The following is a 10,951-nucleotide window of genomic DNA, read 5'->3' as shown; positions in this document are numbered from 1 at the left end:
TCCTCAAGCCGTCACTGCTAAAGGAACAGAACTCTCTTCTTCAAAAGGCTCCAGCACTGAATCGACACTTTCCCCCATAATTTCGGCAAGGAATGGCGCGCGTGGAATAACATCCTTCCATGGACTCGAGGTTCTACACCATACATCGCCCAGCTTGCGTGCCAGAATCGGATCGGCAATCGCCGCATCCATCACTTTTCGCATTCCTTCGTCCGAAGGGACTTCGGCCAAGTGTTTACAAAACGCATACAGTTCGCGTGAGACACTTTCGCGCCATTTTGGATATTCGCTGCGATAGTTGCCCGCCAAGATCATAGGCGCGACCGCTTCACTGGCATGTAAAGCATCGCCTATCCCCTGCGCACCAGCGGGATGTTTGAAATGCGACGCGTCGCCGACCAACAGCCAACCAGGACCGACGGAATCACGGTAATAACCTTCCAACTTCGGCGTACCTTTGACACGGGTAACTTTCTCCGCATTTTTCAGGCGCGACCAGAGTGCAGGCATGGATTTCAGACGCTCCATATAGAAGTCGTCCATGTTCTTGATTTTCGGACGTTCACTCAGCGGCCCGTTCATAGTGACGACGTGATAACCGTTGTCAGCAGGAAAATGGGCATGTACCCAAGGAGGTTCAAAGAAGAAGTCCTGGGTATTACGTGTATCAACGCCTTTCCAATAGGCAAAATACAACATGGTATCGGTAGGCATTACCTTGCGCTTTTGCGCTCCGACCAGTCTGGCGACGGTTGAATTGACCCCGTCGGCACCGGCAACCGTGTCCGCTTCAAACTGAATAACCTCATCACCATTTTTGGCAATGAAACCGCTTACCGGATCCTCTTCGCTACCAGAACCGAGCAGTTCAGTCACAGTCCAGCCTTCGTAAATATCCGCCCCCTCTTCACGCGCCTTGTTAACCATAATGTCATCCAGCGTAATACGACGCACGCAGATGGCCCAATCGCGGCCGTCCACCGGCGTATGCGGGGCAACAAACATGCGGTTTTCATGAATCCATGAGGTGTACAACGGCGGCGGACCGTTATCAAGAATTTCCTGTAAAACCCCGAGGCGCTCGAAGCGCTTCAGAGTATTGGGATACACCACATGGGTGGACATAATGTCAGAGGGGAAAGTTGCGCGGTCAACCACTGCAACCTTCTGCCCTAATCTTTGCAGCTCAATCGCCAGCGACGCGCCGGCAGCACGCGCGCCGACGATCACCGTATCGTATCGTTTGATTTCACTCATTTACTCGCTCCCTGTTCGTCTGCCATGAACATCACACAGGCTGATGACTGAGGTTCAGTACTTCGTCAGCAATGTTGCTATCGAAGTAACCAAGTTCGATCAGGTACTTCACACCTTTGCGAATACCGGATACACCGGCGGCATTTATTAACGGATCCGGCGACTGGCGCTTCAATGCAATGGCAAGTATTTCACGCGGCACTCCGTACAAAGGTTGCAGGTCGTCCAATGCCGCATCGAAATCGTTATAGAAAGACTCGGCCGACTCGCGCAATACCGCCATGTAATCGGTGGCCATAGCACTGTCTTTTTTCAGGAAGCCTTCGGTTGCGGTGATGACGCAATCCGGAGCTTCCGGCCCCCAAACATCGTTACTGTCAGCCAGATAGATTCCACCCGCTTCTTTCACGACCATTTCTGCATACGGCTGAGCCAGAGTACACACATCCACGGAACCGTTAATAAGCGCTTCCCCCATACCGACCATACTCGGGAAAAAGGTCATTTCGTAATCGTCGTAAGAGACGCCGTTCTGAGACATCACACCGTGAGCGACCAATTCAAGTGTATCCAGACGCAAAGTCCCGACACGCAGTTTCTTACCGGCTTTTTCGATGAATTCGTTTACGTTGGCCACACTGCCCTTGCGAGCGACCAGTTCAATACCGGCCAGACCTGAACCGCCGATAATGCGCAGATCCTTGCTGCCTTCGGCGTAAGCGGCCATGGTTGTCGTCCAAGGGTTGTGCATCATGTGCAACTCCCCGGCAACCAATGCGCGAATGTTATCCGCCGGACCATTGAACTGAACCAGATCAACCTTGAGACCGGCCTTGGCAAACATGCCGCGCTTCTTCGCCAGCAATACATGTGAGACACATCCGGCAGGCAAATGACCGACTTTAAGAGTCGTGCTGGAAACTGCTGCTTCCGCTCGACCGGCTGTCGCAAGCATAAGTCCGGCAGCCGGTGTCAGCGCAAGCGCCGCACAACAGGAACAACCGGTACGTAAAAAGTCACGACGGCCGTGACCTGTTTCATCAGTTTTGCTAACAACATCGGTAGATTGAAACCACTTAAATAGATCGCTTTTCATGGGGTGAGACTCCTAAAAAAATACAAGTAATTGATCAGACAGTCATTACCTGGCTGCCTCGTTGGACGATGGAAAACAAGTAGACCAATCGGTCTATCCAGTAGTAAACAAGAGGTGTGCCAATAAAACAAATAAAATATAAGTAATTGATTTAAATAAACTTATTTCCATTTACCCAAAAAAACAAACTCTATTCTGATAACTCAGAACGCACGAATAATGAGCGCCTAGTAAAATTGCGCACCATTATGCGACACTGATTCAGCATTCAATTTTTAAACACGACTGTTCTCCAAACGACAGGGACGATTGACTAACAGAAGCGCCCTCCTTAAGATAGCGAAATTAAAGGACTGAGTTGCCTGGGACGAGGTATTAAAGCCAAACGGAGAACAATAATGAGAACCGCACTTCGCCGTACTTAGGCGAATCACAGCTTGCCAAACGTATCAAAGACATCGAAGCGGAATGAGCGGATTTGTGATGCAAATGCCTGAAGATGGAAATCTTCGTCTTAGGACTGTGCCGGCGAATAGAACCTTGGCCGGTCACATTATTGAAAAAGCGGTAGAGCCTTTACTGCTCTCGAAAAACAAGACTTCAGAGCTTCAAACCAAATACATCTTGCCGGAGCACTCTAAGTTTTAGAGTAAAATTCAGAATGAAAGGTTTACAAAAGTCAGGAGAATCGGCTTGAAACACGCATGCTACCAACGCAATGCCAACAAAACGGATATCGGCTCTTCGGAACGTCTGTTATCCGTAGCCAATGAACTATTCTGTCGTGACGGCATCCACGCTACCGGCATTAAGAAAGTGCTGGATGAGTCCGGCGTCGCACGGCGAACACTCTATAAACACTTTAATTCCAAAGAAAATCTTGTACGGGCCGTTCTGGAACGAGAGAGCGCATTATGGCTCGACTGGTTCCGTGATTTCATCAACTCCTCCGCCGACACCCCTCGCGAACGATTACTGTGCATTTTCGATGCCCTTAAAGTCTGGTTCGAAGATGAATCCTTTTTTGGATGCGCCTTTATTAATGCGGTGATGGAAAATCACAAGCAGGATGAGTCCATACGGGAGCTCGCTCTGCAACATCGGGAAAACACCAACAGCTTTATTCAGGAGTTGGCTATCGCTGCCGGAGCGAACGCCCCCCGTTTGCTCACCGAACAACTCGGGATACTTGTCGACGGTGCGATTGTCAGCGCAGTGACGCTACAGACTTCGGAACCTGCGACCCATGCCAAAATGGCCGCCCAGATACTGGTAGAGACGGCGATTGAACAGAAGTAATCACAGACGGTCCGCAGAAAAAGAGATCCCCGCCAATTTAAGCGAAAAGAAAGAATAAGACAAAATTCGCACAGCGAATCTTATGCCTGACTTTCGCCCAATAAAAAACCGGCCCTTGGCCGGTTTTTTTTTGCTGTACAGCGGTGTTATTTTTCATACCAAAAGAAAGACTGATCGGCCATTATGCATCAATAATCTTTCACAAAAGTTAGCGTCGATTGCAAGATAAAAAATGGCAGGTTAAAAATGCAGCAAGAGCATTAAACAAGCTTGCTTAGCCAGTCACCAGCCGGAACCAATCAGGATGCCTTGCCCCCTTCAAGGCTGTCGGTATTCAATATCGCTGAACCGACAATTCGAACATCAATTCATTTCGTTCGTTGTTCAGGGCGTGGAGTTTTTTATGATCAAACAGGTTGGCCGTATTGGTAATAATTGCCCGCAACGGGCGAATCGATTCGAAGTCGATTAAATCCAAACGCGCTTTGATCTGCTCGATCCGCTCCGGACTAACCGTTTTCGAGCCCTGTTTGTTGATCAGCGCTTCTCTTTCGGTTTGTGTAATTTCGATCCAGTCATGGCTGACCAGATGCTCTTGTCCTTCCGGGATAACAAAAACCTCATTGTGCATATCTTTATATAATTTCATACCATCTCCCCTCAAGCTAACCCCGCGCCAAGCAGTAGCAATCACACTATGCTGACTGTTTATTTCTGATTTAAAAGTAACGCCAGCCGTGCAATTCGTACAGAGTAAAACTCTTCAAAAAGTTACGTTATCAATGACTTAGATCAATTGATAAAAAAATGCGACGCAAACTTAATTAAAAGTTTTTTTCATTACGAATATAAGTTTTCAATGGATAACTGCGGGAGCGCAGATTACGCTCAATTGAAGACAATATGACGGGCTCGGCGGAATGGTTCAGAGATAGAAATTAATGCGGTTTTTACCGGAATTTTTCGCTTTGTACATCGCCCTGTCGGCTTGATTAATGATCAATTCGACGGAAAGTTTCGAATCAGGCTGAATTTCCCTAATACCGATACTGCATGAAACATGCATGGTATTACCATCGATACTGACGGCCTCGTTGACTTTGTGCAAAATCCTTTCACTAATGACATACAACTGCTGTGAATCCTGAAAACCGCTTAACAGCACCAGAAACTCGTCGCCCCCCATACGGGCGACAAAATCGGTGGATTTCGTCGAATCGGTCAAACGACGAGCAATGATTTTCAGCAATTCATCTCCGGCGTGGTGCCCGAAACTGTCATTAACCTCCTTGAAACCGTCCAGATCAATAAATAACAGTGCCAGCTTTGTTTTTTGATTGGCGTTCAACAAGGCGGTTTCCAACTGCTCTTCGAAGTAATTACGTCCCGGCAGTTCGGTCAGGGAGTCAAACATTGCCGCCCTCTTGAGTTTTTCTTCGAACGCTTTCTTCTCGGTTACTTCGACATGGGTCCCCCCCATTAAAAGTGCATTACCGTCTTTTGCCCGGGTAATAACTTTGCCACGCGAGTGTATCCATATCCAACGGCCTTTTTTATGCCTTAAACGCAGATCCATTTCATACTCATTCTGCTTAACGGCCAGGTTATCCTGAATTTTTCGCATCATTTCCTGAAAGTCATCCGGGTGCACCAATGAGGTAAATTTAGCAAAATTGAACGGTTGCAACTCGTCTCTTGTATACCCAATCTGAGAGACATAATGCTCGTTGATTTCCATAAGGTCTTTTGACAGATCCCACTCCCAGGTTCCAACCCGGGTAGCGGTGATAATATTCTCCAGACGCTTGTGATTCATCATCGCGATGCTGCGATACTTTTCCGATTTCCACAGTGCGAAAACAATGGCGAAAAGCCCAAGAAGTACGAAAGAGATGACGCGCCAGTAGGAATTCCATATCTCGCTGAATGACGGTTTTTGCACGACGTCATAGGGTTCAAGACGCAACTCCCTGAGCATCATTTCGAAAGGCAGATAATTCAGGGGCGAAACAAATCCCTCAATCCCATCCAGTTCATTTTCTGGAAACAGAGAGCGGTTGATTTTAAAAAGCGAGGAAGCGATTTTTCTGGAATCTTCGGAACCGACATTCGGCATGATAATGAAAGCCCATTCCGGATACAGATGCGTCGACAGAATAAACGGGAAACTTTTCAAATCCCGCCGATTGATAATCTGCACTTCATCCAATGAACTCAGGTCTCCGCGCCCGAGCCAGTTTTCAAGGATTCCGGTACGCACAAAACCGACATCGGCTTTGCCGGAAAGTACCGCCTCCATTACATGATCATTGGAGCCAACCTTCATAAAATCCAACTGTTTGTAGCGGATACCGGAACTAACAAGTTCATACAAGGGGATTCGAAAAGCACCGGAGTTGCTTTCGGAAGGAATTGCGATTTTCGCTCTGGTCAGGTCTTTCAACTCTTTAAAACCACTGCCTTTTCGAGAAATAATCACGCCCCCCCAGACTGGAGGTTCCCACTCCGTCACGATACCGTTCCAGTGTAGCCGTAATGCCACTGATAAAACTTTCATGACGGATAATCTCGTATAAAGACGGACTGATCAGCAGCATATCCACCTGCCCGGAGCGCACCGCTTTACGGATTTCCTGATTGCGCATTACAACCAGTTTGACATCAATTCCGTCAATATCACGACTTAAAAACTCCGCGATTGGCGAAAACTCCTGAAAGGTTTGCTCCTTGGACTGATATGCGTAAACCCCTAACGTCAGCGTTTTCGACTGCGCACCGACTGATTGAGCAGTCAGAATTCCGAGGACAAATAAGATAATAAAAACAGGTCGCTTCACAAACATTGATCCGTATGCACCGCCTTATCCGGAACGCTTTTCAACATTCCGGACGCTTTGAGAATCAAGGCGATCTCACGCGTTTTTTCAAAAAAACGGTTATCACCAAACATTTGCAGATTAATTTCTCTGGACGGCAACGTAATTCCCCCGAGAGAAGTCAGCACTTCTTCATGCGAAAAACCCAGGTTATCGGCAATCTGATAACTGCTTTCCTGGAAATTATCTTTGATCAGGCTCACCCCGGCAAAATGCGCATCGACCAATTGCTTAATAGTTGAACAGGCATCTTCGAGTACATTCGAATCGACAGCCAGGACATCGATAATCATCTCTGGTATTTGCGAACTGTTGAAAACTTCCTGCGCACCCGAACGCATAATTTGAGTTGAAACTGGATCATAGGTAATGATCATATCCGCCGCACCGCTTTTCCAGAAACTGGATTGCTTATCAAACGGGATATGCTTTAGAACGACTTCAGATTTAGCCACTCCATAAAATTTAAGGAATTGATACAAAAGCAGATCGCCGACGGCGCCGCGCTCATAAGCAATGGTTTTCCCGATGATATCCTGTTTTCCGGTGACCGGAGTTTTAGCAAGCACCTTATCGGCTCCTGAAGAGATATCGGTAATTAAAACCACACTCAGCGGCTTCCCCTGTTCTCGCAGCGAAAGTACTTCATCCAAAGTCAGATAGCCTGCATTAATCTCACCTGAGAGCAGCTGCTGCTTGGTTTGTAAAGCGGTTTTGTTTTTAACCAGGTGAATGTTCTGTGGCAGAAGCCCGTTTTGCTGTGCAAGATTGATCGGTTGGTAGCCGATCCAAGGATGGACACCGACATGCAACTCCGTTTCTCTGGAACACCCCAGAAAGGAAATCAACGCCAATAAGATAAGCAGAACTCTCATACTTTTTCCGATCCCAGACTTTATTCATCAAAAGTAATACAACGCTTGCACGGGAAGTTTTGACAATACAATAAGTTACAACTATAACCTTACCGGTTGAAAGGTTAAAGAAAAAGCGTACAAAATTCGCAAGATTTGTAGACGCAAAGCCCCCTCATTCACCGCCATCTCTTCAAGATCGTCGGATGACCTCCCGATTCCGAAGATTAAACCTAAGCGCTTCTACGGATCCAGCCCCCCCTTAGCCGACGCCGGTATTAAGAGGCTTTGAGCAATCCCGGCAGCGTTTGACAGACGGCAGATATCTAAAAAGATTAACCTGCATTAAGTTTGCTTAAAAATTTGCCTAAAAACCTTTTATTCAAAAAGGGATTATGCGGTTTAATGGGCTGTAATCTGCAAAGCCCCCTTTAGAAATCGTCTGTAGAGACGTTAAACAACATGAGTAATGCCGCAGGCGGCAAACAATTATTAATTAAAAGGTTTTTGGACATGCGTAACAATCAGCCAGTCACTCAAAAAGAATATGTCATTAAAGAAGGAGACATACTGGTTTCCGAGACTGATCTGCAAGGTAACATTGTCTATGCAAACGAGACCTTTATCGAAGCCAGCGGTTATAACTATGAAGAGCTGATGGGGCAACCGCATAATATCGTCCGTCACCCGGACGTACCGCCGCAGGTGTTTGCTGATTTCTGGAAAACTCTGCAAAAACGTCGTCCCTGGCGCCAGATCGTTAAAAACCGCCGCAAGAACGGCGACCATTACTGGGTTGAAGCCAATGCAACTCCGATTATTAACGATGGGGAAATCACCGGTTACCTAAGCTTCAGAACTCCCGCCAGTCGCGAACAGATCCAACAGGCGGAAGCGGCCTATCAGGCCATTGCCGACGGCAAAATCAAACTTTATCACGGTGAAGTGGACGGAATCTGGAAGCGTCTGAATATTTTCGCCCACTGGCCACCTCTGATCACCCTTATTCCGGCTACCCTTCTGGCGATTGTGATCGAAGTCTACGCCTCGCTTTACGGATACCGACCAGGCTGGCTGAACTCACTGGTCATTTTCCTAACCATACTGTCAACCATCCATGTCGTTTATTTCCTGTCGCGCATCGAAGACGGCATCAAAGCCATCGACCGCATCGCGTCTGGTCATCTTACCGGGTACGTTAATACACACGGTGAGAACAGTGCCGGTACCATCAACCGCCGCATCAAAACGCTGCAAACCCGTCTCGGCGCGCAGGAAAATGAGGTACTGACGACGGCGCGCCGCTCATCCCGCCTTGAGGCCGGATTGGATAACCTGAACGCCAATATTATGCTGGCCGATCAGACCGGCACCATTATCTATTTCAATGACTCGCTCAAGGAGTATCTGAGCACTCTGGAACCGGAAATCCGCAAAGAGGTTCAGGACTTCAATCTCAGTAAACTGCACGGAAAACCGATCGGCTGTCTGTTCGATAAAAACCCGCACATTCTTGAAGCCATCTACTCGTTAAAACAGGCCGAACAGTTTAAATTCGAATTTTTCGGTGCTCAGCTGCAACTGCAAATTACGCCTATTGTGGATAAGAAATCACAATCACCTTTGGGCGTCGTAATCGAATGGCAGGATATTTTTCAGGAAATTTATGTCCAAAACAGTATCAAAAAGCTGGTTACCGACGCCAAGCAGGGCCGCCTTCACTCTCGTGTCGACACAAACCGTTTGAGCGGTTTTTACAAAGAACTTAGCGATGAAATCAACGAACTGATGGAAGATCTGCAGCATACTCTGCGCGATATCTCCGCACTGATCGGAGGTCTTTCGCATAAAGACCTGACTATGCAGCCACAGAGCGAACATCATGGGCAATACGGCTGGACAATCAAAAACCTGGTAAATGGTATTAATTCGCTACGCGAATCCTTCTGCAGCGTCAATACTCAGGCCGAAGAAGTCAATGATTCAGCCCATCATGTGGCCATCAGTAACGAAGAGCTGTCTGGCTCAATCAAATCTCAGGCAATGGAATTACAGAAAACCGCTTCTGCGATGCGTCAACTGACCGACAAGGTCAACCAGACCGCAAAACAGGCGCAAAGCTCCAACCAACTGGCGCAACAAACCCAAAATGGCGTTAAATCCGGTAATCAAAGCATGCAGGAAGCGATTGAAGCGATGCATGAAATCAGCCAGGTCAGCCATGAGATAACCAGCATCGTCGCCTTGATCGACAGCATCGCGTTCCAGACTAACCTGTTGGCTCTGAACGCAGCCGTAGAAGCGGCACGTGCCGGCGAACACGGTCGCGGTTTTGCCGTCGTAGCCGGTGAAGTCCGATCACTGGCACAAAAATCCGCCGATGCCGCACGCGATATCAAAGGACTGATTGACCGCACTTCGGAAAAAATCGAACAGGGAACTCAGAAAGTACAAGTGACTGGAGACTCGCTGAACGAAATTATCGGACAGGTTCAGGAAATGAGCGAAAACATCGCCCAGATCTCGCAGAACACCCAAGATCAATCGCAACAGATCAATCTGGTCAATCAGTCGGTTATCGAGTTGGACAAATCGGCGAAAAACAACGCCACTCTGGTAATGGAAAATTCGTCGTTGGCGGATTACCTGGGAGAAGTCGCCAGAAACATGGATGATTTGGTCGGAAGCTTCGAGCTAGGCGATTGCGAATCAGACTTCAAACAGACCGAGAAAGAGAAAAATAATGCGCCATTGATTCTAGTAGTTGATGACAACATCTCAAACCTTAAAGTCGCCACCATGATTTTGAAAAAAACCGGCTACCTTACTAAAACAGCGACCAATGGCCGAGAAGCACAGACACAATGTAAGCGCTATAACCCGGATATCATTCTGATGGATATCGAAATGCCGCTGATGGATGGTTTGGAAGCAAGCAGACAGTTGCGCAACAGCGGATATGACAAACCGATTATCGCCTACACCGGTCACGGCGACGACTTTATTGATCAGGTTAATCAGGCAGGTATGAATGATCTGCTGCATAAACCGCTGAAGCCTGAAGAACTGAATGCAAAACTGCAAGCCTTCAACTGCCACCCTAATCCACAGATGTCTGAATTTGCTCAGGAAAAACGCGCGCGAATTATCGAACAGTCGGCTCAGGCGCAACAGTTTAAAGCCATGATTGATGCTCATAAAAAGTGGAAAAAACAGATTCGCAGTTATATCGATGGCTCCGATATCGGCGTAAGCTACGACAAAGCAATCGACCACACCGCCTGCGCTCTTGGGCAATGGCTCTATCAGGGCAATGGTCGTCAGCTGCAGCAGGATCCGCTGATCGCCAAACTGACCGATGAGCATATGCAAATGCACCAGATGATCAAACGAATTATGGACGCCTTCTCGATTGACGACTATGAGACGATGGACAAGTCGATCGAGCAGATGGATCTGTTAAGCGATAATGTGGTTGAAATTCTGAACCAACTGATCGATCAGCAAGGTTGATGGAATTGAGACACTCACGCAGATACTGTCAACGGTAAGACCTTTCGGTATTTACA

The 10,951-nt window shown here is 47.6% G+C and carries 8 protein-coding genes; 2 read left to right on the top strand and 6 right to left on the bottom strand.

Annotated features, from left to right (window positions below):
* Positions 1-3: 3 nt before the first annotated feature.
* On the bottom strand, positions 4-1,257 hold the full coding sequence (locus HQN79_RS04845; RefSeq protein ID WP_173284607.1) for an NAD(P)/FAD-dependent oxidoreductase: 1,254 nt from the start codon (positions 1,255-1,257) through the stop codon (positions 4-6).
* A 31-nt stretch (positions 1,258-1,288) separates the two neighbouring features.
* Positions 1,289-2,353, bottom strand: coding sequence for an ABC transporter substrate-binding protein (locus HQN79_RS04840; RefSeq protein ID WP_173284605.1), 1,065 nt, complete (start codon positions 2,351-2,353; stop codon positions 1,289-1,291).
* A gap of 693 nt (positions 2,354-3,046) precedes the next feature.
* Here HQN79_RS04840 and HQN79_RS04835 point away from each other — a divergent pair.
* Positions 3,047-3,652: a TetR/AcrR family transcriptional regulator gene (locus HQN79_RS04835; RefSeq protein WP_173284603.1), complete on the top strand. Its 606-nt coding sequence runs from the start codon at positions 3,047-3,049 to the stop codon at positions 3,650-3,652.
* Positions 3,653-3,986: 334 nt separating this feature from the next.
* On the opposite strand, the gene HQN79_RS04830 is transcribed toward HQN79_RS04835, so the two are convergent.
* The 4 genes from HQN79_RS04830 to HQN79_RS04815 form a co-directional block, all read right to left on the bottom strand.
* On the bottom strand, positions 3,987-4,301 hold the full coding sequence (locus tag HQN79_RS04830; RefSeq protein WP_173284601.1) for a hypothetical protein: 315 nt from the start codon (positions 4,299-4,301) through the stop codon (positions 3,987-3,989).
* 276 nt (positions 4,302-4,577) lie between these two features.
* Positions 4,578-6,164 (bottom strand): diguanylate cyclase domain-containing protein, encoded by a 1,587-nt coding sequence (locus tag HQN79_RS12115; RefSeq protein ID WP_173284599.1) that lies wholly within the window; start codon positions 6,162-6,164, stop codon positions 4,578-4,580.
* Complete coding sequence (locus tag HQN79_RS12110) at positions 6,100-6,489, bottom strand: PhnD/SsuA/transferrin family substrate-binding protein (protein ID WP_173284597.1); 390 nt, start codon at positions 6,487-6,489, stop codon at positions 6,100-6,102. The genes HQN79_RS12115 and HQN79_RS12110 overlap by 65 nt, the downstream gene beginning before the upstream one ends.
* On the bottom strand, positions 6,486-7,403 hold the full coding sequence (locus tag HQN79_RS04815; protein WP_173284594.1) for an ABC transporter substrate-binding protein: 918 nt from the start codon (positions 7,401-7,403) through the stop codon (positions 6,486-6,488). Before HQN79_RS04815 ends, HQN79_RS12110 begins: the two co-directional genes overlap by 4 nt.
* Positions 7,404-7,895: 492 nt before the next feature.
* On the opposite strand from HQN79_RS04815, the gene HQN79_RS04810 reads away from it, so the two are divergent.
* Positions 7,896-10,895, top strand: a complete 3,000-nt coding sequence (locus HQN79_RS04810) for a methyl-accepting chemotaxis protein (protein ID WP_173284593.1) — start codon at positions 7,896-7,898, stop codon at positions 10,893-10,895.
* Positions 10,896-10,951: the final 56 nt, after the last annotated feature.

It is taken from the genome of Thiomicrorhabdus xiamenensis (genome assembly GCF_013282625.1).
GTDB lineage: Bacteria > Pseudomonadota > Gammaproteobacteria > Thiomicrospirales > Thiomicrospiraceae > Thiomicrorhabdus > Thiomicrorhabdus xiamenensis.
Note: the sequence above shows the minus strand (reverse complement) of the source record. Positions and strands in the feature narration are given on the sequence as shown.

Coding starts and splice junctions, on each gene's coding strand:
- HQN79_RS04845 (WP_173284607.1), bottom strand. CDS start 1,257: ATGAGTGAAATCAAACGATACGATACGGTGATCGTCGGCGCGCGTGCT.
- HQN79_RS04840 (WP_173284605.1), bottom strand. CDS start 2,353: ATGAAAAGCGATCTATTTAAGTGGTTTCAATCTACCGATGTTGTTAGC.
- HQN79_RS04830 (WP_173284601.1), bottom strand. CDS start 4,301: ATGAAATTATATAAAGATATGCACAATGAGGTTTTTGTTATCCCGGAA.
- HQN79_RS04815 (WP_173284594.1), bottom strand. CDS start 7,403: ATGAGAGTTCTGCTTATCTTATTGGCGTTGATTTCCTTTCTGGGGTGT.
- HQN79_RS04810 (WP_173284593.1), top strand. CDS start 7,896: ATGCGTAACAATCAGCCAGTCACTCAAAAAGAATATGTCATTAAAGAA.